This is a genomic window from Ferdinandcohnia sp. FSL W7-1320 (genome assembly GCF_038050315.1).
In the GTDB taxonomy this organism is placed as follows: domain Bacteria; phylum Bacillota; class Bacilli; order Bacillales; family Bacillaceae_L; genus Ferdinandcohnia; species Ferdinandcohnia aciditolerans.
In genome coordinates this window covers 1,566,516-1,591,931 of sequence record NZ_JBBPAM010000001.1, presented here as the reverse complement: position 1 = coordinate 1,591,931, position 25,416 = coordinate 1,566,516, and the positions used below count along the sequence as shown (strand labels likewise).

Here is a 25,416-nt window from a genome sequence, read left to right as displayed (position 1 = left end):
ACGTATTTAAACAATAGAAATATTCTTTGGATTTGAAGCTGTCTTTTGGTTACCCCTTGTGAAAGCAGTTGTGCCTGTACGGGCTACTTCTTTAATTCCGTATGGCTTTAAGAGGTTAATTAAAGCTTCGACTTTTTCTGATTCACCTGTAACTTGGATAACCAGGCTTTCCTTACTTACATCAATAATCGATGCCCGGAAAGGATCTATTAAGCTATAAATCTCATTTCTATTTGATGGACTGGATGCTACTTTAATGAGAGCAAGCTCCCTAGCCACAATGGCTTGATTCGTAATATCCACGACCTTTATAACATCAATTTGTTTATTTAGCTGTTTTGTGATTTGTTCAACAACGGTTTCTTCATCGAGATGTATTACAAATGTCATTCGTGAGAGTCCCTCTGTTTCGGAATGTCCCACTGTAATACTCTCAATATTGTAATGACGTTTAGTTAACAGGCCAGTGATTCGGTTAAGTACACCAGCGCGGTTATTTACTAGTAATGTGATGATTCTTTTCACAGTTTAACACCTACCATTTCATGATGACCCTTTCCTGTGGCTACCATTGGGTATACATTTTCGAAAGGCGTCACATTAAAGTCCATAAGGACCGGTCCAGCGTATTCGATAGCTTCTTTTAACACTTGCTCTGCTTCTTGTTCATTTGTAGCTCTCAAACCTTTAATTCCATATGCATCAGCTAGTTTCATAAAATCTGGCTGATTAGGAATCAGAGAATGTGAGTATCTCTCTTTATAGAAAAGTTGTTGCCATTGTCTAACCATTCCCAAAGCTTTGTTGTTAAGAATGATGATTTTGATTGGTAGGTTTAATTCATGAATGACTGAAAGTTCTTGGGAAGTCATTTGGAATCCACCGTCTCCTAGGATGGCAACCACAGTTGATGACCTTTCAGCTAACTGTGCTCCGATACTAGATGGTAAGCCAAAGCCCATTGTTCCAAGTCCGCCTGATGTTACCCAACGATTTGGTTTTGTAAACTGATAGTATTGGGCAGCCCACATTTGATGCTGGCCAACGTCAGTTGTAACAATTGCTTCCCCATCTGTATATTTATAGATAAGTTCTATTAATTTTTGTGGTTTTAATTCATCTTCTGATGGTTTATAAACAAGTGGATATTCTTCTTTCCATCCAGCTAGTTTTTCTCTCCATTCTCGGGAATCTCCAGGTTTACCATCTTGGTGAACTAGAGCTTTAAGAACCTCTTTTGCATCCCCTACCACTGGAATCTTAGTAGGTACGTTTTTCCCAATCTCAGCAGGATCAATATCAATATGTGCTACTATTGCATTTGGAGCAAAGTGTTCCAGGTTTCCAGTTACCCGGTCATCGAATCTTGCTCCAATACTGATTAATAGATCACATTCATGTAAAGCCATATTCGCTGAGTATGTTCCATGCATTCCTGCCATGCCTAGATATAATGGATGATCAGCTGGGAATCCACCTAAACCTAAAAGTGTATGTGCTAAAGGAATATTTTGTTGTTCAACATATTCTCTTAATTCGTTTGCAGCTTTTGCATGTATAACCCCAGCACCAGCAAGAATGACCGGTTTTTTCGCTTGACTAACTGCTTCAACTAGCTTACGAATTTGCAGATGATTTGGGTGAATTGTCGGCTGATAACCTGGCAACTGAATTTCTTGATCATAATCAAATACCGCTTCATTTGCTGTCATGTCTTTTGGAATATCAATTAATACAGGACCTGGTCTTCCAGAAGTAGCAATATAAAATGCTTCTTTAATTATTTTTGGTAAGTCCTTTACTTCCCTTACCTGGTAGCTATGTTTTGTAATTGGCATCGTGATTCCAAGAACATCTGCTTCCTGGAATGCATCTGAACCAATGACTGATGAAGCAACCTGACCTGTAAATACAACAAGTGGAATTGAATCAATCATCGCGTCTGCTAATCCCGTCACAATATTTGTTGCACCCGGTCCAGAAGTTGCAATGACGACACCTGGTTTTCCTGAAATTCTCGCATACCCTTCAGCTGCATGTATACCACCTTGTTCATGTCTGGTTAATACATGAAAAATTCCTGAATCATATAAACTATCATAAATGTTTAGTACAGCACCGCCAGGATATCCAAAAATGACTTCTACGTTTTCCCGTTTCAATGCTTCGATTAGCATTTGGGAACCATTCATTTTTGTAGAAGCTTTAGTTTTTTCTTCCACTTTTGCATTTACGCCCATTTTTTCTTACATCCCTTCCTTATAGTAATTAAATTTTCTTAATCAAATATGCCTTGGCATATTATCGCCAGATTTTAGGCCCACAGGAAGTGGGTCATAAAGACGTTGCCACATGATGTGGCGCACTTTGTCTTTGAATCTTACTGCTCTAAAAATTCCCTTTGAAAAATCGTGACATCCTCCCAGAGGCTTTTAACATAATTAAGACCGGGTCTTAATTATGTTAAAAAAATAAAATGCCAATCCACCCACTAGACCAATTTCTTGGTCGAAGGGGTGAAAAGGCATTTATCACTTTTCACGGTACCACCCTTGTTCGCGATCAAAAAAAGACCACCTCAGGAACAACTTTTGTTGTTCATTTTGATAACGGGTGAGCTGTTACCAAACACCCGGTTAACTCTACTACAAATGTTTCAAGCTAACACTCTGAGGTGAGTTCATCCAACGGGATAACACCGGCTTCCAGCATTACCGGCTCTCTGTTGATATCTTTACGTTAGACTACTTATCCTCTTCAACGTTTATGAATATTCAATATTTTTAAATTACATTTTTATTAGCTTTATGCCACAGGTATTTCTTTAATACCTAAAAACATAAACGCTTTACATGATTGAAAACTTAGGTTCAAAAAATAATCCAAATCCATGACCTTCCACCTTTTTAGTAAAAGGATGGGTTAGTTATGATAGGACTTTTCTAAGTTGATAATTTGCTTATTCATTTTCTTTTTGCTAGAAAATATTTGATATTAGAGCCTATATTACGCCCATTTTTTATCGGAGTCAACACCATTTTAAAGAATTGTTAGATTATTTTGATTTGATAAACTATCTGAATCCGCTTACAACTCAGAAGTGACGCGGTTTTTAGAATTGAAAGATTTTGTTGAAATTTTCGTGACTGAAAATGATTGATTCGGATGCGATATAGGTAGGAATCTTTCAAGGTCAATCTTTAATATCTGATCGCACGTAATACTAAAATTTTTGTTTGTAGATGAGTCCATTGGACAAATAAAAAAACACTTCAATTCATTTACATGAAAAGAAGTGTTTGTGATTAAGTATGTAAAATGGCTATGCTAGGTAATTAGCCTAAGGGAGGTTACGAAAATCCTTAACAAAGTGAACATTCTTTTCCTGATTATTCTTAGGATGTTTTACTCTTATAGTTAACGATTTATTGCAGAACTTTGGGTCCAAGTAGTAACATTCATCGGTGTCGGGAAAATATACACAATAAATATCAATTTCTTGTTTATTTGTTTATCAAGGTCAACAGTATATCGGAATTTAGAGAGGTCTCCTAACCTGCTGCTGTACATGCGATACATAACTTTGTTAATAATCAGTTATATACATATGAAGGACTTTGCAATTTTTAGTCACTTTTTAGATAGAAATAAGCTATTTCCATTAATATTTTCGTACATTTGGCATGGAGGCTTCATTTTTTGGACCAAAGAGAAGGCATAGAATTGATGTAAGTCAAATTTATTATTTTCAAAGTCCTTTCTGCATAAAATGGTAGAATGCGAAACCTATCCCCGTGTCCCTTTTAATTGCTTAAAAACGGTGTCACTTTTTCAAGTGCCTCCTGGAGTTTCTCACTATTTTTTTGATACATTTCTTTTGCCGATTGGTTATTTGTTTGTAAAGAAAATAATTCCAAATCCGCCTGACATTTCTTTATCGATGCAAGAAGTAATGGTTTTTCTTGTGGGGATGGGACCTTGATTTTATCATCATATAGATCGACTGTCAGTTGTCCATGTGTATCGACTTGCCCGATGAATACATTTTCAATGCTGACACCTATTTTATCTAGCTCCGTTTCAAGCCAATTCTGACTATGTCCTGATGAGGACAATGGTTCATGCATAATTTCTCCATCCATTATAACTGTTTGCGATTCTTTTATCGGAGCTACTGCGAGATTTAGAACTTTCGCAGTTATTGGTTGATTTTCCTTTTTTAATAATACGCTTAAGCTTCCATCTGTCTCCAATACTGCAAACTCAACATCCGCTACCTGAAATACATCCTTATTTCGTAGTTTTGCTAATAATTCATCAATCGTAAATTTTTCTTTTTTTAAATTATCCTCCATTACCTTTCCATCCTGAATAAAAATGGTTCCTTTTCCTTCAGCAAAGTCTCGTACGGTTTTGCTTTTTAATGAAATGAAACCCATAACAAATGGAACAGCAAACCAGACACCCATACCTATTAAGCCGTGACTAATTTGTTTATCCAGACCTGTGGCAACCTCCGCAGCAATACTGCCTATTGTTATTCCATTAATATATTCAAAAAAGGATAACTGAGAAATTTGCTTTTTCCCTAACCATTTCGTTAATAAAAACAATACAATAAGTAGGACTAGTGAACGTACTGCAATACTTAACCAATCTGGCATGTTAATAACTCCTTGAAAAAAATTTAAAAACCTTTATATTGATATTCCTCCCGCTCAATTTCGCCAACACGTTTTTTTAGATCATTCTTTATTTCATCCATGATCAACATGGTTTCATGAAAAGTTCGTTTCGCTTCTGTGTCTTGTGTACGCAATGCCAAGCTTGAAAACAAAGCTTCAATACTTTTTATACTAGAAAGACACTGTTTCACCTGAGAGCCTACTGTCACCCTACATCCTCCTTATCCTTTAGGTTTAAAAAATAATGCTCCAATCATCCCGAAAATGATGGCAGCCGATATGCCTGCACTTGTCACTTCAAACATCCCAGTTACCACGCCAACCAGTCCATGCTTTTCCGCCTCTGCCATCGCTCCATGTACAAGGGAATTTCCAAAACTGGTAATCGGAACAGTTGCTCCAGCACCTGCAAAGTCGATAAATGGTTCGTATAAACCAAACGCATCTAATAGTGCACCAAGTACTACAAATGTACATAATGTATGTGCAGGGGTTAGTTTAAAAACATCAAACATAATTTGACCAATCACACAAATGAATCCACCTATGACAAACGCCCAAAAGAATATCATGACTTCTCTTCACTTCCATTTTCAATTGATACTGCATGTGCAATACAAGGAATCGATTCATTTTGCTGAAAGGTAAGCGGAGAAAGTAAGGCACCTGTTGCAACAACAAGGACCCGATTCAATTCCCCTTTTTTCATCCGATTTAAAATATGGCCGTAAACGACTGTAGCGGAACACCCTGCGCCACTGGCACCCGCAAGGACGGGTTGCCCTTCTCGATAGATGATTAGTCCACAATCATGATAGTTTTCTTCCTTAATTGGGGTACCATGTTTTTTAAACAAATCAAGAGATACCTCTCGACCTATATGACCAAGATCCCCCGTCACGATTAAATCATAATATGATGGATCGATGTTTCGTTCCTTTAAATGAGCCTCAATTGTATCGACAGCAGCAGGTGCCATTGCACCGCCCATATTAAATGGGTCAGTCAACCCCATATCAACAATTCTACCAATGGTGGCTGATGTTACTCGTGGGCCTTTGCCTGTAGAACTTAGTATGGCCACACCAGCACCTGTAACCGTCCATTGTGCAGTTGGTGGTTTTTGGCCACCATACTCTGTTGGATAGCGAAATTGCTTTTCAACAGCTGCATTATGGCTAGACGCACCGGTTAAAATATATTTTGCTCCGTTATAATTAACAAGAAATGCCGATAGGGCCAATCCTTCCATTGAGGTTGAACAAGCTCCAAACAATCCTAGATATGGACTACCTAGTGTTCTAGTTGCAAAGCTTGTAGGAGTGATTTGATTGATAAGATCTCCGCCAAGGAAAAACTGTATCTGTTCCTTTTGCAGATTGGCTTTTTCGATTGCCTTTTGACAAGCTTCCTCTAACATGACTTGATGTGCCTTCTCAAACGAATCTTGATTTAGCCAAATTTCACCATGAATTAAGTCAAAATCTTGTGGAATTTTGCCTTTTGCTTCAAATGGTCCAACTACTGTACCGGTTGAAATAATCACTGGCTTTTTATTGAATATCCATGTCCGATGACCAATCAGCATTACAATCCCCCCCACGTGATCAGAATGGTCTTAATGGTGGCAATAATAAAGGCAGAAAAAACACCAAAAAGAATAACTGAACCTGCCAACTTAAACATATTGCCACCAACCCCTAAAACAAATCCCTCTGTACGATGTTCAATCGCTGCAGAGATAACAGCATTTCCAAACCCTGTCACTGGAACGGCGGAACCGGCACCTCCAAATTGGGCAATTCGATCATAAACCCCAAATCCTGTAAATAACATAGAAATAAAAATTAAGGTAGCAACTGTTGGATTTCCAGCTGTTTGTTCTGTAAAATCGAAAAAGTATATGTAAAAGGTCTGAATCGCCTGTCCAATCAAACATATGATGCCACCTGTTAGAAATGCTTTAATACAATTTTTAAACAAGGGTCGTTTTGTCTCCCTCTGTTGTTGAAGAGCTTTATATTCTTGTTGAACTGGGGTTAATTTTTTCTTCTTACTTTTCGACATATGCTATTCCTCACTTTACAGCTCATGCTTCTTCTTTCATAAGACTTTTAATATTATCTAATTCTTTTTTTAGTTCTTTTTCCCCAACTTTGCTTTTCTCAAGCTTTTTCTCCAATTTATCCAATTCCAGAAATATTTTTTGATCAGTTGATACTTGGATATTGTGTTCTGGATATTGCTTTTTTAACTCTTTTTTAACTTCCTTTTCGATTGTAGATAGTTGAAACCTGTCCTTTTGTGGTACCTTTATAGCAATTAGAAGTTCTTTATCCTTGTTAACTCCTCTAACCCCGGTAATATCATCCCTTTTGATCAATAGCTCCTCTGCTTGGTTAGCCACGGATTGATTCGTCGCCGTTTTCGCACTGATTTTGGTTATAGACGTGCCTTGGCTTTTGATAGAATCCATATCCTCCTTACATCCAGCTAATAATCCTATAGTTAGAAATAATAAAACACTATATTGAAAGAAAGACTTTTTCATTTTCATATCTATCAACCCCATCCATAGAGCGTAATAACTGGAGAAAGGTTGGTATGTTTAACCAACCTTGAAAGAAATATGGTTTTAAAATTCAAGCCCGATTTTTTGAGCTTATTTATTCTTGTTGATATTGTGGTTCTTCCGCGTCCAATTCCTGCAAACGCGGGTTTAGACTATCCACTATCATTTGGGTTTGTTGGGCAGCATTTTGATATAGTTGTTTTGCTTGTTGATTTTGGGTTTGAAGTGAAAATTGTTCAAGGCTTGCTTGTGCACTTTTCAGACCTGCTAACGTTTGTTTAACCTGACTCTTAACTGTCATTACTTTACCTCCACATATTCTGATTTCCCTTAACACCTATAGGTTCAGTTAAATAGGTATATTTTATAAAAGCCAATTTTTTACAAAAAATCAGTGTAGGTGTAACAATTCGTAAAAAATGTTATCTTAAACTAGAAAAAGTTGAATAATGATCTGAAAGATTAAAAGATTTTTCGGTAAAAGTTTCCTAAAGTGTTTACAAGCTTTGGTCTACTTAATGTGTTTGTTGTATTTGTAGGCGGAACTAAGCATATTTGTGCATACGAAAAGGTGCGTTGTTCTAAGAAGGATTAACCACTTTTTTGTTAACTTTCTTATTGAACCGTACATCAATAGGTCCTGGGGATATCACTTAAAAAAACGGAGGAGGTTTAAAATCTGAATGGTTATGCCACCTAATTAAACCTTAATATATACTTTCATGTAATTTTGGGTTTATTCTTGCGTAAAAAATGTGTTAAACGGTTTGATAACTCACCTTTTTCTATCGTATTTCTAGAAAAATAAAAAACACGCTAATCGCTTGAAATATCAACGATTTAACGTGTTTTCCGGATATCTTATCGTATCCAATTTTACCTATTAGCGTCCCAGGAGAGATTCGAACTCCCGACCGACGGCTTAGCTTACCACTATGACTTTCGCCACCAACAATAGTTGTTTGTAGTCTGGACTATATCTTCACCATTTCAGGTGCGACACGTGTAGTCTCTACGGAACCTCATGATAATCACTTGAAGATTATTCTTTGGAGTTTCTACCATCAATTTACATGATCATTCGAATCTCCTCAGTCTAATGCAAGACATAAGTTTCCTCGGTATTACCATCAGCTAAAAACTGTTAAGGCTTCACCGATATAGTGTCGTCCACTCTATAAGTTCTTCTTTCCTTATAGAGGCTCCTATTTTCTTGAAGGCCGTTGCTCTATCCTGCTGAGCTACTGGGACATTTTAAATTTTTCCGCTAAGTTATTAGCGACATTTTTTATTATAGTCAGATAGGAATCAGATGTCAACACATTTTGAAGAAAAAGTTTTAAAAGGGAGTATTTTTTTACTCCCTACGCTATTGTATCATAAGTTTACCTTGGTTGATAACTCCTCAACAATATTTCCTTCACTATCATAAAAGACAACATCAGCTTGATTATTATCAACCTCTACTATTACATATGTTCTTTCTTTGCGCATTCTTGGCAATCGGAAACTACCTGGATTAATAAATAAAACACCATCAATTAATTCAGTTCCTGCAATATGTGAATGTCCGAAGCAAACAATAGATGCGCCGACTTCTCTAGCACGATAGGATAAATTCATTAATGACATCTTTACATTATACAAATGACCATGTGTCAAGTATACCTTTAGCCCATTTAAAAGAACAATCATATCGTTCGGATAGTTAGAGTCAAAATCACAATTTCCTCTGACTACTGAAAATCCACTCATTTCTTCTGATTGAGATGACAACTCAGAATCCCCGAGATGGAACATAAACTCAACATCATTCTTATGCCTCTCCTTAATGTCGAGTAATTCCTTTGTTAATCCATGGCTGTCACTCAAAATTAATACCTTCATCTTTGAAACTCCTCACGATCTTTTAAAAGCTCGTCTAGCTTTCTAAGTGCATTCCCACGATGGCTGATAAGGTTTTTCTCATCTTTTGATAATTCAGCCATTGTTTTGCCCTTAACAGGCACAAAAAAGATTGGGTCATAGCCGAATCCATTTTCCCCAACAGGCTTATCTGTAATAACACCCTCACAGGTCCCCTCTACAATTTCCGTTTTTTCTCCAGGAATTGCCAAAGCTAGTGCACAATGGAATCTAGCCGATCTTTTTTCATCGGGAACTCCTTTTAATTCTTCTAATACTTTATTAAGATTATCCACATCATTTTTATGCTCACCAGCATATCTTGCTGAATAGACGCCCGGTCTGCCATCAAGATAGTCAATAGCAAGTCCAGAATCATCTGCTATAACAGGTATGTGGAGCTTTTTAGTAATAGCTTCTGCTTTTATTTGAGCATTTTCTGCAAATGTAGTGCCCGTTTCTTCTATATCCTCTATATTAGGATAGTCGACCAGTGATTTTACGTCTATTCCTTTGCTTGCAAATAAATCCCTAAATTCCTTTACTTTTCCTTTATTTTTAGTAGCAATCATTATTTCCTTCACGTTAAGACTCCTTCTTTCCAATTAAGTCTACTAAATCTCCTAATGCAGCTCTCTGGGCCTGAATCAACTCAGTAATCCCTATTTCGGCTAATTCTAATAATGTTTGTAACTGCTGTCTTGAAAAGGTGGATTCTTCTCCCGTTCCTTGAAGCTCAACATACTCCCCCGCTCCTGTCATCACAACATTCATATCAACATTTGCAGCCGAGTCTTCTATGTAATTTAAATCAAGGATTGCCCCTTTTTCAGGATCAATTCCCACTGAAATAGCTGCTAAATAGTCTGTGATTGGAAATACACCCATTTTTTTATCTTTATAGATTTTATGTACAGCAAGGACCATCGCTACAAAAGCACCCGTTATCGAAGCAGTCCTTGTACCACCATCCGCTTGAATAACGTCACAATCAATCCATATTGTTTTTTCACCGAGCTGTTCAAGATTAACCACTGATCTTAATGCACGCCCAATTAAACGCTGAATTTCCATCGTTCGTCCAGAGATTTTTCCTTTAGTGGACTCTCTCATATTCCGCTGCTCAGTTGCTCTTGGAAGCATAGAATATTCCGCTGTAATCCACCCCTTACCAGACCCCCTTATAAAAGGAGGCACCCTATCATCAATACTCGCATTACAAATAACCTTTGTATCCCCAATCGTAATTAATACCGACCCCTCGGGGTGCTTGATATAATTCACTTCAAACTGAATCGGCCTTATCTGATTATGTACTCGTCCATCAACTCTCAAAAACTAAAAACCCCCTGTCCATCCTTAAAAGTAGGCTAAACACTGCCTACCTACTATCCTTTATATAGTATAGCAAAATTTTGTTTTTCTATCGTCTTCCATAGGAAAAAGGTGTGAACATAGTCCACACCCCTACTCTTTTTAGAAACTACCTGTATTCACATTTGCTGGACGTGTTACTGGTTTAGTTAGGGATTTCCCATCTTCCGTAACAACATCTTCATTTCCATTTACCGTGATAGCAACACTCTTTACATCAGGCTGCTCCGTTAAAGATAATACTAAAGAGTTAATAACATGCTTAGAGATCATCTTCTCGTTAAAGCTACCAAAGATAGCTTCATTAAAATCTAAAGTAACTTTGCCATCTTCCAATCTCGCACCTAGTAGTTTTACATCTTGATGAATTTCGCTTATTAAATTCGATGACAAATTTGGTCCGTCAATTAGTGCATTAACCACTGCTGAAACTTTGTCATCCCCTGTATTTTCAATTCGCTTCGTTACAGGCACATAATATTCCGCGTCTTCATTTTGCACATAGAAATAGAGTGTCACAGGGCGGCTATTTGTAATATCTACTACACCGCTGTTATCAATGTTAATTCCATCCGCTCTACTTAAATCCGTTGGAATTGGTGTACTATTAACAGGCATTTCATCTAATTTATATCCATTTACGCTAATTACAACGTTATTGACATTATCAAATTGGGTTAATGTCCAAGTAATGGCTTGTAAGATTTTTGCTTCATCCTCAGGATTATATGTGCCAAATTCCTTCGAGAAGTCAGCTGTAATTGTGCCATCCTCCAATTTCACATCCACAACCGTATCTTGTGGAATAACCGCTCTAAATCCATCTGGAAGAATTTCATTTAAAGGTCCACCCGCTACCAGGTATTCAAGCACTTGTCTTGCCGCAGCATCTGTCTTCGGAAGATCTACAGTATATGGTACTACAAGACCACTATTATCAATCAGATACAGGTCTCGTTTTACTGTTTCAGTTGTAGCTTCCTCTTGGTCAGTAGCCTCAGTAGCATCAGTTTCTGAGTTATCCCCTTTTGCTACTGTCTCATCCACCGCTTCGTTTTTAGGTGGATCCATTTGTTTAACTTCTTCCTCTCCACCAAATAAGCCGCATCCTGAAAGTAGAACTGTAGAAGTAACAACTGTTGCAGCTATTGCAGATTTAGTTATTTTACGCATTCTTTTCCCTCCTAAGGCAGTTTGTACTACTATGTATACGAGCCCTCTATACAAATTAGACCGCTTTTTGTTGAAAAATATGGACAAAATGTTTTGATTTTAGAAGGAAACAAAATGTAAAATAAAGGGGTAAGATTTAGATTTATCGAAAGGAAGTGTTGTGTTTGATTATTAAAAAACGTACCGTACCTCTTGAATTACAGCTCCTAAAGTCTAATCGAGCAAGAAAGAAAGTCCCTGAAAAAATCGAGCATCAAATCATTACGCTCGAAAAAGGCTTCATTGGGGAAACTATATTTGACCAGCGTATGGAAAGTCTTTCACTTGACTCCCTCACCATCAATGACTTGCTTCTAGAAACAAACAGAGCTCATTATCAAATTGATTCACTACTTATTTCCCCACCCAAGATTCACATATTCGAAGTAAAGAACTTTGAAGGCGATTTCATAGTAAAAGGAGACCAATGGAAAAGCTTATCAACTGGAAAAGAGATCAAAAATCCCCTTCTACAGCTATCCCGAAGTACCTCTCTACTTAGACAATTGCTCCAACAACTCGGTTCCAACCTCACCGTCGAAGGCCACCTCATTTTTATAAATCCAGAATTTTATCTGTACGAAGCTCCACCAAATCTACCGATTGTATTTCAGCCTCAACTTAATCGTTTTGTACGCTCTTTAAATGCACAATCGTCCAAAATCTATGATACACATCATACGTTAGCAAAAAAGTTGCTTTCGATACATATAAAAAAGTCCCCTTTCTCATTGCTACCAGCGTATGATTTTGATGAGTTAGAAAAAGGGATTTTGTGTGGAGAGTGTTGGAATGGGTTTATGGAGATTGGGAATCAACATAAATTAAAATGTCCTAAATGCAACAAATGGGAAGATAAGGAAACTGCTATTATTAGATGTATTGAAGAATTCGAGCATCTTTTTCCTCATATGAAGATTACGGTTAGTACAATATTTGATTGGTGTCAGGTAATTAAAAGCAAAAAGACAATAAGAAAAATACTTTCAAAAAGGTACAAACTAATCCAGTTTGGAAGATCGTCTTTTTATGTGAAGCTTTAGTTTCTATTATTAATAATAATTTTGTTGGATGGGATTGACTTTCATTATTAAATTTTCTTTTCTTACACTTATTCGTTTTTTGATTATGCTTAAAGGTATTTAAGATTTTACTTACCACACTTAGTAGCGGACCTTTGTGTGATGATACGATTAACCTCTTTGCTTACCCTCACTTAGACGATGACCTTTGCGTGAGGGTACGATTATCCCCTTTGCTTACCCTCACTTGGACGATGACCTTTGCGTGAGGGTACGATTATCCTCTTTGCTTACCCCCACTTGGACGATGGACTTTGTGTGAGGGTACGATTATCCTCTTTGCTTACCCTCACTTAGACGATGACCAGTCAAGTCCATAATTTTGTGTAAAATTAATTCTATGGCTAACAATAATTATCAGGTTATTAGATTTACTTGTGTTAAGAAATTAATTTGTATGGGTAGGAAGGGGGTACCCCCTTCCTACCCATACAAATTTCGCTCGCTTCGCGTACTATCTTTTTTTGATTGGCAGCTTTTTCATAACTTGCTTTTCTTGATAATCCATTAATATGGCTCCAATTAAGCGAAAGGCAGATTGAGTGTGAGGGAAAATTCTTATTACTCTTTCTCTTCGCCGGACTTCCTGGTTCAACCGCTCCAATGAATTTGTACTGTGTATATAAGTGTGGTATGAACATGGTTCATTTAGGTATTGGATGGCATCTTCGAAGCCTTCTTCTAAGATTTGTATTGCTTTTTTTAGTTTAGAATTATCTCGATAGTTCTTAATAAAATCTTCTTTAAACGCGCAAGCATCTTCTCTAGTCATAGCACTGAATATTCTTTTTAAATCAAAGATTACCTGTGCCATATCTTTTTTTGGAAGATCACCTATTATATTACGCTTGAAATGTACAGTACATCTTTGCCATGAGGTTCCAATAAATTCACGTTGTATAGCCTTTTTTAACCCTTCATGAGCATCTGATATAACTAGCTTAGGTGATTGTAACCCGCGTGACTTTAAATCCTTGAAAAAGCTTTGCCAAGCATCAAAACTTTCTACATGATCTACTTTTAGACCAATAACTTCTCTTTGATCTTTTTCATTAATAGCAGTAGCAATATAAACTGCTTTTGAAACAACACGGTGATGTTCACGAACCTTTATGTACATGGCATCTGCAAAAATATACGGATAGTACATGACGTTTAATGGTCGATTTGCCCATTGATTAACGATTGGTTCAAGTTTCTTTGTAAGTGATGACACAAAGGATTTCGATACATTTTCTCCACAGAGTTGCTTTACAACCTTCGTAACATTTCCAGTAGATACCCCATTAATAACCATCTCTAACATAGAAAGAACAAAAGCTTGGTCGCTTCGTTCATACTTTTCAAATATAGATGGAGAAAAGTCACCTTCACGTGTACGAGGAACACGCAAAGTAATTCGTCCGTTAGATAATAGTAAATCACGTTCATAATAACCATTTCGGTAATCTCGACGAGTAACTGTTCGTTCATAAGCTTTTGCTTGTAAGTGTTCATCACGTTCTTTTTCCATTATTTCATTCAGTACTAAGACTATGGAAGCTTTAGTAACCGCTTCGATATTAGAGTTCATAACAGCATCTTTTAAATTGTCCAAATTTAGGGTAAACTGAAGTTGAGTCAAAATTAATTCCTCCTAATGTTTTCGTCGCTGATAACATTGTGGCCAAATGGAATTGATTTGACTCTTTTTCTTTTTACACAATTATATGGACTTAATCCGATGACCTTTGCGTGAGGGTATGATTAACCTCTTTGCTTCCCCCCACTTGGACGATGACCTTTGTCTGAGGGTACGATTATCCTCTTTGCTTACCCTCACTTGGACGATGATCTTTGCGTGAGGGTACGATTATCCTCTTTGCGTACCCTCACTCGGTCGCGAACCTTTGCCTGAGGGTACGATTATCCTCTTTGCGTACCCTCACTTGGACGATGACCTCTGCCAGAGGGTATGATTAACCTCTAATATTTTTTGTTCCCGAAACTACCTTCAATATCTTCACATTAAAATAAAATCCAGTACATCTCCTTATTTTTATGAAACAAAAAAAGCCCCATCCGGGACTTTTTTCTCTACTCCTACAATTTCACCGATTTCACATTATACACTGGTTCTTCAAACCAGTTGCTGGCGATTTGTTGGAAGATTTCTTTTTCCCCTGTTGTGAGGAACAGGTGGCCATTTTTTGACGTTTTTTTGTTCAGTAGTCCACTATAGAATAGCACGGTACTCACTTCACGGGCTGTCTCTGCGCCTGAATCAATTAGTTTGATTCCATTTCCCAAATAGTTCTGAATGGTTTTATGAAGTAATGGATAATGGGTACAACCAAGAATCAAGGTGTCGATTTCTTTCCCCCTTAAGACCTCTAGGGATTCGGCCACAATTTGTTCGGCATGGGGACCAGCGAATTCTCCTGCTTCGACGATTGGAACAAATCGTGGGCACGCGAGACTTTCGACATTGATTTGATTGTTGATTGATTTTAGAGCGTCAACATAGGCACCACTTTCGATCGTGTTGACAGTGCCGATAACTCCTACATAATTATTTTTTGTAACCTTTAGGGCGGTTCTTGCTCCTGGGTAAACGACACCGATTACTGGAATTGAAAGTTCAGCTTGAATTTCATCCAACACGAGCGCAGTCGCCGTATTGCATGCTATGACAAGCATTTTAATTTTATGTGACAATAAATAGTTCGTCAGCTCCCATGTAAACTGACGAACTTCGTCTATAGGTCTTGGTCCATATGGACACCTGGCATTATCACCTAAATATATAATTTCTTCATTTGGTAATTGTCTAATTATTTCCCGAGCAACGGTTAAACCGCCAACCCCTGAATCGATAACTCCGATTGGTCTGTTCAAAAGATTCGCCTCATTCTACTCGCATTTCTTGATGTAATTTTCTAAGACTCTTTTCGAGTTGGGTAACTTCTTCAGCAGAGAAGTTTTCCATGATTTCATGTAGGTAATCTTGTCTTTTCTTGATTACCTCTTCGATAATACGTTCACCTTCTTCAAGTAAATGAATTCGAACGACACGACGATCTTTTGGATCTTTTACGCGCATTACTAGCGAATTTTTTTCCATGCGATCTACAAGATCTGTCGTCGTGCTGCATGCTAAGTACATTTTATTTGATAATTCACCAATTGTCATGTCTCCAAGTTCAAGTAACCATTGAAGAGCTATAAATTGGGGTGTTGTAATTGTAAAGTTACTTAGGATTTCTCGGCCCTTTTGTTTAAGTAAGCCCGAGATAAAACGAAGTGATTTTTCGATATCTGCGATTACTTGGTAGTCTTTTGTTTCATTGCTCTCCTTAACAGTCATTACATCCTCTCCTAGTAAAATGTTAGTGGTAAAATCCAACCGATTTTTCTTCTATTACAGTTGCTTCATTGTATGCAAAATGTAAAGACGTATCGCTTAAGAAAAAAATCTATATTATTCTTATTTTCTACTTTTTTCGCGTAAAAAGCAAGTTGAAGTTATTTAGGAAATATGTAAAATGCACTAAATAAGTAACCGGCTACCTTACAAGAGTAAAGGGTAGCCGGTCATACTTAAAGTTCAAGTTCTCCCATACGAAGGAGCTCTACAACTGCTTGAGAACGCCCCTTTACTCCCAGCTTCTGCATCGCATTCGATATGTGGTTACGAACTGTTTTTTCGCTTATGAATAGTTCACTTGCGATATCTTTCGTTGTTTTGTCTTGAACTAGTAATTCAAAAACTTCTCTCTCTCTTTTTGTTAGTAGCGGTTTTGGTTGAAACTCTTTCTCCTTCAAGTATTGTAACCCTCCTTGCTAAGGTTCGAGCTGAACTACTGGATGGGTATATATTTAGTCACCATATAATATGAGAAGGAGAGTGTTGCTGTGACTGTTAAAAGGCCGATATGTAGACTTTTTTGCGTCTATTTTTAGATGTATTGGTATTTTTGATTAATTTGACTCATATATTATAGGTTAATTGGATTTAACATTTGTTTCATCTCTTCAGACCAAGGCTCTCCTTTTCCCGTTTGCTTTGACATTTGAACAAGCGTACTTCTGCCGACAAAACAAACGGCTCCTTCCTTATCTTTAGCCATATAATGGATATCCATTGAGGAATTGCCTAATTGATTTATTTTTACATAAAGTTTAAGCTGTTCTCCGAAATAGACTTGTTTCAAATAATCACATTGTTGGTTTGCAACTACCGGGATTGTGTCGCTGGATTTGTCAGTCCACCTTTGCATAAACCCTACATGGTTAAAATATTGAATTCTTGCTTCCTCAAAGTAAGCAAAGGGGACTGTGTTGTTTAAATGTCCAAACATATCTGTTTCGGAAAAGCGTACCTGAATTGGTTGAAAAAATTCAAATGTATTCTCCCAAGACTCAAATTCATCGATATACGTAATATGCTTCATTCCAATAGCTCCCTTACAAAAGATTATTCAAATTGCAGTTAAGTGGTGCGTTATTCTAATGGGGAAATTTTATGCCTGATTAAGAGGTATACTTCTAAAAACTCTTCGTAAAAAAAGCACCCCTCCATATGACATGAGGGAGTGCTTTCAATATTTCTATTAGACTTGGTCACTACCAAACATATTTCTGAATGCTTGGATAGATGTATCTCTGTTTAGTGCTGCAATTGAAGTAGTGAGTGGAATACCTTTTGGACAAGACTGTACACAGTTTTGTGAGTTACCGCAGTTTGCAAGGCCTCCATCTCCCATAATTGTTTCTAAACGTTCAGCTTTATTCATTTCACCAGTTGGATGTGCGTTGAATAAACGTACTTGTGATAATGGTGCTGGACCAATGAAATCAGATTTGCTGTTAACATTTGGACATGCTTCAAGACAAACACCACATGTCATGCATTTTGATAATTCATATGCCCATTGACGCTTTTTCTCTGGCATACGAGGTCCAGGGCCCAAGTCGTATGTTCCATCGATTGGAATCCAAGCTTTTACTTTTTTCAATGAATCAAACATTCTACTACGGTCAATTTGTAGGTCACGAACGATAGGGAATGTCTTCATTGGTTCAAGTTTAATTGGTTGTTCAAGCTGGTCAATAAGTGCTGAACATGATTGGCGAGGTTTACCGTTGATAACCATTGAACATGCACCACAAACCTCTTCCAAACAGTTCATATCCCAAGTAATTGGAGCAACTTGATTTCCATTTATATCTACCGGATTACGACGGAATTCCATTAATGCAGAAATTACGTTCATATTTTTACGGTAAGGAACCTTGAATTTAATTACATATGGTTCAGAATCTGGAGTATCCTGACGAGTTACATGAAATTCAACTGTTTTTTCACTCATCTTACTTTGCCTCCTTATTCTTAGTATAGTCACGTTTACGAGGTGCGATTAATGAAGTATCTACGTCTTCATAATGGAATGCAGGCGCAGTATCCTTCCCAGTAAATTTAGCCATCGTAGTTTTTAAGAAGTCCTCATCATTACGATCAGGGAAATCAGGTTTATAGTGTGCTCCACGGCTCTCGTTACGGTTATATGCACCAATTGTAATTACACGTGCTAGTTGTAGCATATTTTGTAATTGACGAGTAAATGTAGCACCTTGGTTGCTCCATTTAGATGTGTCATTGATGTTGATGTTTTTGTAACGTTCCATAAGCTCTTGAATCTTTTCATCAGTCTTTAATAGCTTGTCATTGTAACGAACAACTGTTACGTTATCTGTCATCCACTCACCAAGTTCTTTGTGAAGGATGTATGCATTTTCAGTACCATCCATTGACATGATGTTATCCCATTTTTCTTGCTCTTGTTTTACATGGTTATCGAAAACAGTTGAAGAAATGGAATCTGTACCTTTTTTAAGTCCCTTGATGTAATTAACTGCGTTTGGACCAGCAACCATACCACCGTAAATAGCTGATAATAGGGAGTTAGCACCTAAGCGGTTTGCTCCGTGCTGTGAAAAATCACACTCTCCTGCAGCAAATAATCCAGGGATATTCGTTTGTTGATGATCATCAACCCATAATCCACCCATTGAGTAGTGAACTGCAGGGAAGATTTTCATTGGAACTTTACGTGGATCATCACCCATGAATTTTTCATAGATCTCAATAATTCCACCTAATTTAATATCAAGTTCTTTTGGATCTTTATGAGAAAGATCTAGATAAACCATGTTTTCACCATTGATACCTAGTTTCATATCTACACATACATGGAAAATTTCACGTGTTGCAATATCACGAGGAACTAAGTTTCCGTATGCAGGATATTTCTCTTCTAAGAAGTACCAAGGCTTTCCATCTTTATATGTCCATACTCGTCCACCTTCACCACGAGCGGATTCACTCATTAGACGAAGTTTGTCGTCTCCAGGAATTGCTGTTGGGTGGATTTGGATAAATTCACCGTTCGCATAATATGCACCTTGTTGGTACACGATTGATGCAGCAGATCCAGTGTTGATAACTGAGTTTGTAGTTTTACCAAAAATAATTCCAGGGCCTCCAGATGCCATAATAACAGCATCAGCAGGGAATGATTTAATTTCCATTGATTGAAGATTTTGCGCTACGACACCACGACAAATTCCTTCGTCATCTTGGATAATTCCTAAGAATTCCCAACCTTCGTATTTTGTAACTAATCCTGCTACTTCGTGACGTCGAACTTGCTCATCTAATGCATAAAGCAATTGTTGACCAGTTGTTGCACCAGCGAATGCAGTACGATGGTGTTGAGTTCCCCCGAAACGACGGAAATCAAGTAAACCTTCTGGTGTACGGTTAAACATAACACCCATACGGTCCATTAAGTGAATAATTCCAGGTGCTGCTTCACACATCGCCTTAACTGGCTTTTGGTTAGCTAAGAAGTCTCCACCATATACTGTATCATCAAAGTGGATCCACGGAGAATCCCCTTCACCTTTTGTATTAACTGCACCGTTTATCCCACCTTGTGCACAAACAGAGTGAGATCGTTTTACAGGTACGAGTGAAAATAAATCAACTTGTGTTCCTTCTTCAGCAGCCTTGATGGTAGCCATTAACCCAGCTAGTCCACCACCAACTACGATAACTTTTCCTTTACTCAAAGTTACTCACTCCCCAATAAAGAGATCGTTCAAATGTCATACTAGTGAACGGTCAAATTTTAAAAGATCAATTACGCATTGACATATTTGCGCCCGATTTTATCGAGCTTACTTGAAAATTTTCTTTGAAAAATTAAACGAATGCAAGGATTGTAGACACACCTACGTATGTTAACGCTATAAAAATAATCATTGTTACATATGTTGCAATTTTTTGAGAACGAGGAGTTACCGTTAATCCCCAACTTACTGCAAATGACCAAAGACCATTAGCAAAGTGGAAGATGGTAGAGATTATCCCAACTAGGTAGAATGTAATCATCCAAGGTGAACTCAAGATATTCTCCATCATATTAAAATTAACTTCCGCACCAAGAGCTGCGGCAATTCTTGTTTCCCATACATGCCATGCAACAAAAATTAGAGTAATTATACCGGACACACGTTGTAGTGCGAACATCCAGTTACGGAAAAAGCTATAATTGCTCACATTGTTTTTTGCTGTAAAGGCAATATAGAGACCGTAAATTGCATGAAATAATAATGGTAAATAAATAACAAAAATTTCTAAGAAAAGTTTAAACGGAAGACTTTCCATAAAGTGAGTAGCACCGTTATAAACCTCTTCTCCTCTTGTCGCAAAATTATTCACAACTAAATGCATCACTAAAAATAAACCTACAGGAATTACACCTAATAATGAATGAAGTCTGCGATTTAAAAATTCACGATTACCAGCCATACTTTAACCCCCCTTAGTAATTAAACGTGCCCACATGGCACTCCGTTATAATGTTTCATCCTGTATAATTATGTAAAAGGACGATATAAAAACTGACAACTGAAAACCTTTGCAGGAATCTACAAATTTATTTATTGTAGATAAATAGACAAATACTGCAACTGATTTTCTTTTATCAGTATAATGTAACAAATTCATTTTACTCCCATAAAGCAAGAGCGTCAAGGAAACAAGTCCACAATTTATTCATAAAAATAATAATAATTGTACACATATGATTGTAGTCATACGAAATAAAAATCAATTCTCCCTGACAAAAAGAAACAAAAAAATTCATGTTTTTCTTATACCCTCATGTTATATAATAAAGAATGGAGAAAGAGGGGAATGCAGTGAAGAACGTTAACATCAATGAACAAAATGTAAATACAAGTGAACAGTCTGTTCCCGTATTTGGGTACGAACTATTACGAGAAATTTTAATTCCTGATATTCTCGGGAAAGAAACGCCACAGATATTATATTGGGCTGGAAAAAATCTTGCCCGAAAATTCCCCTTACCTACGACGGAAGAAATCATTTCATTCTTTCACGATGCTGGATGGGGAGACCTTAAGGTAGAACGTTTGGATAAAAACTCCATTGAATTTCATTTGGAGGGTTCGATCGTAACTACTCGCTTTAAACGGAAAGATATTTGTACATTCCAGCTTGAATCTGGCTTTCTTGCCCAACAAATTCAACAACAGAAAAATCGAATCACCGAAAGCTTTGAACAACAAAAAAGAAGAGCACAAAAAATAATATTCACGGTAAAATGGGACCCAAAAGACATCACCGAAGAATAAAAGCCTGCACATTTCGTGCAGATTTTTTATTAGGCTGTTTTCGCAAACTTTGTTGTTTTTATATCGTTGACTTCCGCTTCAGGTGGACGCTTTTCGCGGGCGTGGCTTGAGCCTCCTCAACGAAATGTGGAGGCGGCTTGCACAGAAACGAGAAAATTGGCCGACTAAAGCGCCACGTCCTGTGCGTCGGAGACTCCGACAAAGAGGCGTATTTTGCCTCTGAGGGAGGAGTTGAAATTTCTCAGTTTCTAGCCGCTGAAACTGGACACGTCGCTACCGCTCCTGCGGGGTCTCAAGTCTCACGCTTTTCCCGCTGGACATTGAATTTGCTTCTTTGAAATAACCCACGCACGAAGAAATTGTGAATACATTTTCAAGGAGTCCCCACCTTACGCTCTAATCAACTAGTTTTGCCTTTATTATCAGAAAGCAATAATCTTTTTTAGAAAAGAGCCTTCTATTTAAAAAAAAGGGTGTCCAAATTCCTTTGAACCACCCATTTAACTAAAATTATAGTTTTACTTTCGCTCTTTCTTCTTCAACAGCAGCTAAATTAAATGAGTCATGCAAAGATTCAACTGCTCGAACCATATTGCCTTGTTCAAGAACTGTAGATACTTTAATTTCAGATGTACTTACCATTTTCACTTCAATATTTTCATTTGCAAGCACTTGGAACATATCAGCGGCTACACCTGGGTTTGAAACCATTCCAGAACCTACAATTGAAACCTTTGCTAATCCATCCTCATGTTCGATACTTTCATATTTCAATAAATCCTTGTTATTTTCTAAAACAGCAAGTGTGTCACGTAAATCAGGTGTTTTTACAGAGAATGAAATATTTGTATGATTATGATCTGTCATATTTTGAATAATGATATCTACATTTAAACCATTTTTTGCTAGTGTGCCAAATATAGTTGATAGTGTATGCAATTCATTTGGTAAACCTGATACTGTTACCCTTGTAATTTGGTCTTCAAAAGCAATTCCCCTAACAACAAGATTCTTTTCCATTGAAACTTCCTCCTCAATAATGGTTCCATTTTCTAGCTCTAAGCTTGAACGAACTTCAAGCGGCAATTCGAAGTTTTTCGCAAATTCCACTGCACGTGGGTGAAGTACTCCAGCACCAAGATTTGCAAGCTCCAGCATTTCATCATAAGAAATGGAATGAAGTTTTCGTGCAGTTGGAACTACGCGAGGATCAGTTGTGTATACACCTGTTACATCTGTGTAGATGTCACATTTATCCGCCTTTAACGCCGCTGCAAGTGCGACAGCAGTTGTATCGGAACCTCCACGACCAAGAGTAGTAATGTCGCCTGAACTGCTGACTCCTTGGAATCCAGCAACGACAACGATTTTTCCTTCTTTTAAGCTTTTATATACTCTTGATACCTCAATGTTTTCAATTCGGGCATTGCTATGTATTGCCTCTGTTTCAATACCAGCCTGCCAGCCTGTATACGAAACGGATTCATACCCTTTTTCTTGTAAAGCCATAGATAATAATGCAATTGTTACTTGTTCACCTGTACTTAACAACATATCCATCTCGCGCTTACTTGGCGCGCTTGTAATTTCATTAGCTAAGCTTACTAGCTGATCGGTTGTCTTCCCCATTGCCGAAACAACAACGACAACTTGATTTCCCGCTTGCACCTCTTGAATAACTCGACTTGCAACATTTTTAATTCTATCTGGTGACCCAACAGAGGTGCCTCCAAACTTTTGAACGATGATCCCCATGCCCTCAACCCTCTCTTAGAATAATAAAAAACAGCAATGAGAGATTCTCATTGCTGTGATATACGTAAACGTACTACGTGTCACTTCGTGAGATAGCCCTCCAAGATTCATCCATCTTGACAATCCTATGTCTCTTAAACATAAGACCAGCATAAAAAAGTATGAGCCTTTTTACACTTCGGCGAACTTTCCTTTTTGCAATGATCATTAGGGCTCATACCCCTCCAATTGCATACTGATAAAGATCGCACCTCTATCTTCACTTCAACGTATTGAAGTGTAATATTATATTATTAAGCATTATATCAGACTATTTTTATAATAGCAACGACTATTCTTTTAATTTTTCGTAAATTGCTTCAGCTGTTGGTCTAGGAATATTAGCTTTTAGGATATCCTCAACACTTGCTTCTCTCAACTTCTTGATAGAACCAAAGTGCTTTAATAGTGCTTTTTTACGTTTTTCCCCAACTCCAGGAATATCGTCGAGCACAGATTGAAATGCGTTTTTTCCACGGATTTGACGATGGAAGGTAATCGCAAAACGGTGAACCTCATCTTGAATTCGTTGTAGAAGATAAAATTCCTGACTATTTCTAGGTAGTTCTACAATCTCAGGTGGGTCTCCAATTAAGAGCTCGGACGTTCTGTGTTTATCATCCTTTGCAAGTCCTGCTAGTGGAATTTCTAAACCTAATTCATTTTCAAGAATATCCCTTACTGCAGCAAGATGACCTTTACCTCCGTCAATAATGATTAAATCTGGCAATGGAAGGTTCTCTTTTAATGCACGGCTATATCTCCTCCGAACAACCTCCCTCATCGATTCATAATCATCCGGACCTTGAACTGACTTAATTTTGTACTTTCGATATTCTTTTTTGTCAGGTTTTCCATCAGTAAACACAATCATGGCAGAAACAGGATCTGTTCCTTGAATATTTGAATTATCAAATGCTTCGATTCGATGAGGTGTATAAATCCCTAACTTCTGTCCTAAATTTTCAACAGCCTTAATTGTACGTTCTTCATCTCGTTCAATTAAAGCGAATTTTTCCTTTAGCGCAATTTTTGCATTTTTAGTAGCTAGGTCAATTAATTGTTTTTTCTTCCCTCTACTAGGCTGTTGAACAGCTACTTCTAATAATTGCTCAACAATGTGACGGTCTATCGAACTAGGAAGCAACACTTCCTTTGGTTTAAAATGATTATCTTTTAAATAAAATTGACCAAGGTAGGTTAAGAAGTCTTGTTCAGGCTCGTTATAAAAAGGAAATAAAGAAACATCCCGCTCTATTAATTTTCCTTGACGGATAAAAAAGACTTGAACACACATCCACCCCTTATCATAGGAATAACCAAATACATCACGATCAATAAAGTCTGTCATTGTCATCTTTTGCTTTTCCATTGTCGTTTCAATATTTGAGATTTGGTCACGGTATTCTTTTGCTCTCTCAAAATCGAGTTCTTCAGAGGCCTTTAACATTTTTTCAGTCAACTCGCCTTTGATTTCTTTATATCCACCATTTAAAAAGCGGATAATATCGTCTACCATTTTTTTATTGGTTTCATCGGTAACATCATTGACACAAGGGGCTAGACATTGACCGATATGATAATATAAACAAACCTTATCTGGTAATGTTGAACATTTTCTTAAAGGATATATCCGGTCTAATAGTTTTTTTGTTTCAGTTGCTGCTTGTACATTAGGATATGGTCCAAAATATTTTCCCTTATCCTTTTTTACTTTTCGAGTAATCAATAAGCGTGGATGTTTTTCAGCAGTAATTTTGATAAAAGGATACGTCTTGTCATCCTTTAACATGATATTGTATTTTGGATCATATTTTTTAATAAGATTGATCTCAAGAAGAAGTGCTTCAATATTTGAAGAAGTTACAATATATTCAAAGTCCTCAATCTCATTGACAAGCCTTAAGGTTTTACCATCGTGTGACCCTGTAAAATAAGATCGAACACGGTTTTTCAACACTTTCGCTTTACCCACATATATTACAGTACCTTGCCTGTCTTTCATTAAGTAACAACCAGGCTGGTCTGGTAAAATCGATAATTTTTCCTTAAGATGATCGTGCATAGTAATCACTCCATCTACTATAAA

General features: G+C 37.3%; 26 protein-coding genes, 1 riboswitch and 1 other annotated feature. Of the genes, 2 read left to right on the top strand and 24 right to left on the bottom strand.

The features are described from left to right. Positions 1 to 6: 6 nt before the first annotated feature. The 14 genes from ilvN to NST91_RS07950 all read right to left on the bottom strand — a co-directional run bounded on the left by ilvN (position 7) and on the right by NST91_RS07950 (position 11,709). Positions 7 to 525, bottom strand: coding sequence for an acetolactate synthase small subunit (gene ilvN / locus NST91_RS08015; RefSeq protein WP_121447671.1), 519 nt, complete (start codon positions 523 to 525; stop codon positions 7 to 9). Further along, entirely contained in the window at positions 522 to 2,240 is a 1,719-nt protein-coding gene (ilvB, locus tag NST91_RS08010; RefSeq protein WP_341330707.1) for an acetolactate synthase large subunit, read from the bottom strand. Before ilvB ends, ilvN begins: the two co-directional genes overlap by 4 nt. A 269-nt stretch (positions 2,241 to 2,509) precedes the next feature. After that, positions 2,510 to 2,770 (bottom strand) — a binding site (T-box leader). Positions 2,771 to 3,340: 570 nt separating this feature from the next. Beyond that, positions 3,341 to 3,496: a group I intron-associated PD-(D/E)XK endonuclease gene (locus NST91_RS08005; RefSeq protein ID WP_341333511.1), complete on the bottom strand. Its 156-nt coding sequence runs from the start codon at positions 3,494 to 3,496 to the stop codon at positions 3,341 to 3,343. Positions 3,497 to 3,803: 307 nt separating this feature from the next. Further along, a complete protein-coding gene (locus NST91_RS08000; RefSeq protein ID WP_341330706.1) occupies positions 3,804 to 4,664 on the bottom strand; it encodes a DUF421 domain-containing protein in 861 nt (286 codons plus the stop codon). A gap of 23 nt (positions 4,665 to 4,687) precedes the next feature. Beyond that, positions 4,688 to 4,894: a DUF1657 domain-containing protein gene (locus NST91_RS07995; RefSeq protein WP_341330705.1), complete on the bottom strand. Its 207-nt coding sequence runs from the start codon at positions 4,892 to 4,894 to the stop codon at positions 4,688 to 4,690. Between the two features lie 12 nt (positions 4,895 to 4,906). Beyond that, entirely contained in the window at positions 4,907 to 5,257 is a 351-nt protein-coding gene (spoVAE, locus tag NST91_RS07990; protein WP_341330704.1) for a stage V sporulation protein AE, read from the bottom strand. Then, on the bottom strand, positions 5,254 to 6,273 hold the full coding sequence (gene spoVAD, locus NST91_RS07985; protein WP_341330703.1) for a stage V sporulation protein AD: 1,020 nt from the start codon (positions 6,271 to 6,273) through the stop codon (positions 5,254 to 5,256). The genes spoVAE and spoVAD overlap by 4 nt, the downstream gene beginning before the upstream one ends. Then, entirely contained in the window at positions 6,273 to 6,752 is a 480-nt protein-coding gene (gene spoVAC, locus NST91_RS07980) for a stage V sporulation protein AC (protein WP_341330702.1), read from the bottom strand. The genes spoVAD and spoVAC overlap by 1 nt, the downstream gene beginning before the upstream one ends. Before the next feature lie 22 nt (positions 6,753 to 6,774). Beyond that, on the bottom strand, positions 6,775 to 7,242 hold the full coding sequence (locus NST91_RS07975) for a YhcN/YlaJ family sporulation lipoprotein (protein ID WP_341330701.1): 468 nt from the start codon (positions 7,240 to 7,242) through the stop codon (positions 6,775 to 6,777). 109 nt (positions 7,243 to 7,351) lie between these two features. Next, the gene (locus NST91_RS07970) at positions 7,352 to 7,558 is read right to left on the bottom strand and encodes a DUF1657 domain-containing protein (protein WP_341330700.1); all 207 of its coding nucleotides are present in this window, start codon (positions 7,556 to 7,558) and stop codon (positions 7,352 to 7,354) included. A gap of 1,076 nt (positions 7,559 to 8,634) precedes the next feature. Beyond that, positions 8,635 to 9,144: a metallophosphoesterase family protein gene (locus NST91_RS07965; RefSeq protein WP_341330699.1), complete on the bottom strand. Its 510-nt coding sequence runs from the start codon at positions 9,142 to 9,144 to the stop codon at positions 8,635 to 8,637. Then, positions 9,141 to 9,746 (bottom strand): XTP/dITP diphosphatase, encoded by a 606-nt coding sequence (locus NST91_RS07960; protein WP_341330698.1) that lies wholly within the window; start codon positions 9,744 to 9,746, stop codon positions 9,141 to 9,143. The genes NST91_RS07965 and NST91_RS07960 overlap by 4 nt, the downstream gene beginning before the upstream one ends. A gap of 1 nt (position 9,747) precedes the next feature. Beyond that, the gene (gene rph, locus NST91_RS07955) at positions 9,748 to 10,497 is read right to left on the bottom strand and encodes a ribonuclease PH (protein ID WP_341330697.1); all 750 of its coding nucleotides are present in this window, start codon (positions 10,495 to 10,497) and stop codon (positions 9,748 to 9,750) included. Positions 10,498 to 10,638: 141 nt separating this feature from the next. Next, positions 10,639 to 11,709: a GerMN domain-containing protein gene (locus tag NST91_RS07950; RefSeq protein WP_341330696.1), complete on the bottom strand. Its 1,071-nt coding sequence runs from the start codon at positions 11,707 to 11,709 to the stop codon at positions 10,639 to 10,641. 164 nt (positions 11,710 to 11,873) lie between these two features. Here NST91_RS07950 and NST91_RS07945 point away from each other — a divergent pair, with 164 nt between their 5' ends. After that, the gene (locus NST91_RS07945; RefSeq protein ID WP_341330695.1) at positions 11,874 to 12,791 is read left to right on the top strand and encodes a nuclease-related domain-containing protein; all 918 of its coding nucleotides are present in this window, start codon (positions 11,874 to 11,876) and stop codon (positions 12,789 to 12,791) included. 493 nt (positions 12,792 to 13,284) lie between these two features. On the opposite strand, the gene NST91_RS07940 is transcribed toward NST91_RS07945, so the two are convergent. From NST91_RS07940 to NST91_RS07905, 8 genes are all read right to left on the bottom strand, one after another. Continuing rightward, on the bottom strand, positions 13,285 to 14,454 hold the full coding sequence (locus NST91_RS07940; RefSeq protein WP_341330668.1) for an IS256 family transposase: 1,170 nt from the start codon (positions 14,452 to 14,454) through the stop codon (positions 13,285 to 13,287). Between the two features lie 458 nt (positions 14,455 to 14,912). Continuing rightward, positions 14,913 to 15,707 carry a glutamate racemase gene (gene racE / locus NST91_RS07935; protein WP_341330694.1) on the bottom strand — a complete coding sequence of 265 codons (795 nt, stop codon included), beginning with the start codon at positions 15,705 to 15,707 and terminating at the stop codon, positions 14,913 to 14,915. A gap of 10 nt (positions 15,708 to 15,717) precedes the next feature. Next, positions 15,718 to 16,176 (bottom strand): MarR family transcriptional regulator, encoded by a 459-nt coding sequence (locus NST91_RS07930; protein ID WP_121447663.1) that lies wholly within the window; start codon positions 16,174 to 16,176, stop codon positions 15,718 to 15,720. A 233-nt stretch (positions 16,177 to 16,409) separates the two neighbouring features. Further along, a complete protein-coding gene (gene gerE, locus NST91_RS07925) occupies positions 16,410 to 16,634 on the bottom strand; it encodes a spore germination transcription factor GerE (RefSeq protein WP_010678342.1) in 225 nt (74 codons plus the stop codon). A 173-nt stretch (positions 16,635 to 16,807) separates the two neighbouring features. Further along, positions 16,808 to 17,263: an acyl-CoA thioesterase gene (locus tag NST91_RS07920; RefSeq protein ID WP_341330693.1), complete on the bottom strand. Its 456-nt coding sequence runs from the start codon at positions 17,261 to 17,263 to the stop codon at positions 16,808 to 16,810. Between the two features lie 159 nt (positions 17,264 to 17,422). Further along, a complete protein-coding gene (gene sdhB / locus NST91_RS07915; protein ID WP_341330692.1) occupies positions 17,423 to 18,181 on the bottom strand; it encodes a succinate dehydrogenase iron-sulfur subunit in 759 nt (252 codons plus the stop codon). Between the two features lies 1 nt (position 18,182). Beyond that, the gene (gene sdhA, locus NST91_RS07910) at positions 18,183 to 19,943 is read right to left on the bottom strand and encodes a succinate dehydrogenase flavoprotein subunit (protein ID WP_341330691.1); all 1,761 of its coding nucleotides are present in this window, start codon (positions 19,941 to 19,943) and stop codon (positions 18,183 to 18,185) included. 133 nt (positions 19,944 to 20,076) lie between these two features. Then, positions 20,077 to 20,685: a succinate dehydrogenase cytochrome b558 subunit gene (locus tag NST91_RS07905; RefSeq protein WP_341330690.1), complete on the bottom strand. Its 609-nt coding sequence runs from the start codon at positions 20,683 to 20,685 to the stop codon at positions 20,077 to 20,079. A 392-nt stretch (positions 20,686 to 21,077) separates the two neighbouring features. Between NST91_RS07905 and NST91_RS07900 the strand changes: the two genes are divergently transcribed. Next, positions 21,078 to 21,533 (top strand): YslB family protein, encoded by a 456-nt coding sequence (locus tag NST91_RS07900; RefSeq protein WP_341330689.1) that lies wholly within the window; start codon positions 21,078 to 21,080, stop codon positions 21,531 to 21,533. Positions 21,534 to 22,043: 510 nt separating this feature from the next. Here NST91_RS07900 and NST91_RS07895 read toward each other — a convergent pair. Together NST91_RS07895 and uvrC are read right to left on the bottom strand one after the other, a co-directional pair. Continuing rightward, entirely contained in the window at positions 22,044 to 23,288 is a 1,245-nt protein-coding gene (locus NST91_RS07895) for an aspartate kinase (RefSeq protein ID WP_341330688.1), read from the bottom strand. 85 nt (positions 23,289 to 23,373) lie between these two features. Then, a riboswitch (Lysine riboswitch) is annotated at positions 23,374 to 23,552 on the bottom strand. A gap of 67 nt (positions 23,553 to 23,619) precedes the next feature. Further along, complete coding sequence (gene uvrC, locus NST91_RS07890) at positions 23,620 to 25,392, bottom strand: excinuclease ABC subunit UvrC (RefSeq protein WP_341330687.1); 1,773 nt, start codon at positions 25,390 to 25,392, stop codon at positions 23,620 to 23,622. Positions 25,393 to 25,416: the final 24 nt, after the last annotated feature.

Excerpts from the sequence above, each read along its gene's own strand:
- ilvB (WP_341330707.1), bottom strand. The coding sequence starts at position 2,240 with ATGGGCGTAAATGCAAAAGTGGAAGAAAAAACTAAAGCTTCTACAAAA.
- NST91_RS08000 (WP_341330706.1), bottom strand. The coding sequence starts at position 4,664 with ATGCCAGATTGGTTAAGTATTGCAGTACGTTCACTAGTCCTACTTATT.
- spoVAE (WP_341330704.1), bottom strand. The coding sequence starts at position 5,257 with ATGATATTCTTTTGGGCGTTTGTCATAGGTGGATTCATTTGTGTGATT.
- spoVAD (WP_341330703.1), bottom strand. The coding sequence starts at position 6,273 with ATGCTGATTGGTCATCGGACATGGATATTCAATAAAAAGCCAGTGATT.
- spoVAC (WP_341330702.1), bottom strand. The coding sequence starts at position 6,752 with ATGTCGAAAAGTAAGAAGAAAAAATTAACCCCAGTTCAACAAGAATAT.
- NST91_RS07975 (WP_341330701.1), bottom strand. The coding sequence starts at position 7,242 with ATGAAAATGAAAAAGTCTTTCTTTCAATATAGTGTTTTATTATTTCTA.
- NST91_RS07970 (WP_341330700.1), bottom strand. The coding sequence starts at position 7,558 with ATGACAGTTAAGAGTCAGGTTAAACAAACGTTAGCAGGTCTGAAAAGT.
- NST91_RS07965 (WP_341330699.1), bottom strand. The coding sequence starts at position 9,144 with ATGAAGGTATTAATTTTGAGTGACAGCCATGGATTAACAAAGGAATTA.
- NST91_RS07950 (WP_341330696.1), bottom strand. The coding sequence starts at position 11,709 with ATGCGTAAAATAACTAAATCTGCAATAGCTGCAACAGTTGTTACTTCT.
- NST91_RS07930 (WP_121447663.1), bottom strand. The coding sequence starts at position 16,176 with ATGACTGTTAAGGAGAGCAATGAAACAAAAGACTACCAAGTAATCGCA.
- NST91_RS07920 (WP_341330693.1), bottom strand. The coding sequence starts at position 17,263 with ATGAAGCATATTACGTATATCGATGAATTTGAGTCTTGGGAGAATACA.
- sdhB (WP_341330692.1), bottom strand. The coding sequence starts at position 18,181 with ATGAGTGAAAAAACAGTTGAATTTCATGTAACTCGTCAGGATACTCCA.
- NST91_RS07905 (WP_341330690.1), bottom strand. The coding sequence starts at position 20,685 with ATGGCTGGTAATCGTGAATTTTTAAATCGCAGACTTCATTCATTATTA.
- NST91_RS07895 (WP_341330688.1), bottom strand. The coding sequence starts at position 23,288 with ATGGGGATCATCGTTCAAAAGTTTGGAGGCACCTCTGTTGGGTCACCA.
- uvrC (WP_341330687.1), bottom strand. The coding sequence starts at position 25,392 with ATGCACGATCATCTTAAGGAAAAATTATCGATTTTACCAGACCAGCCT.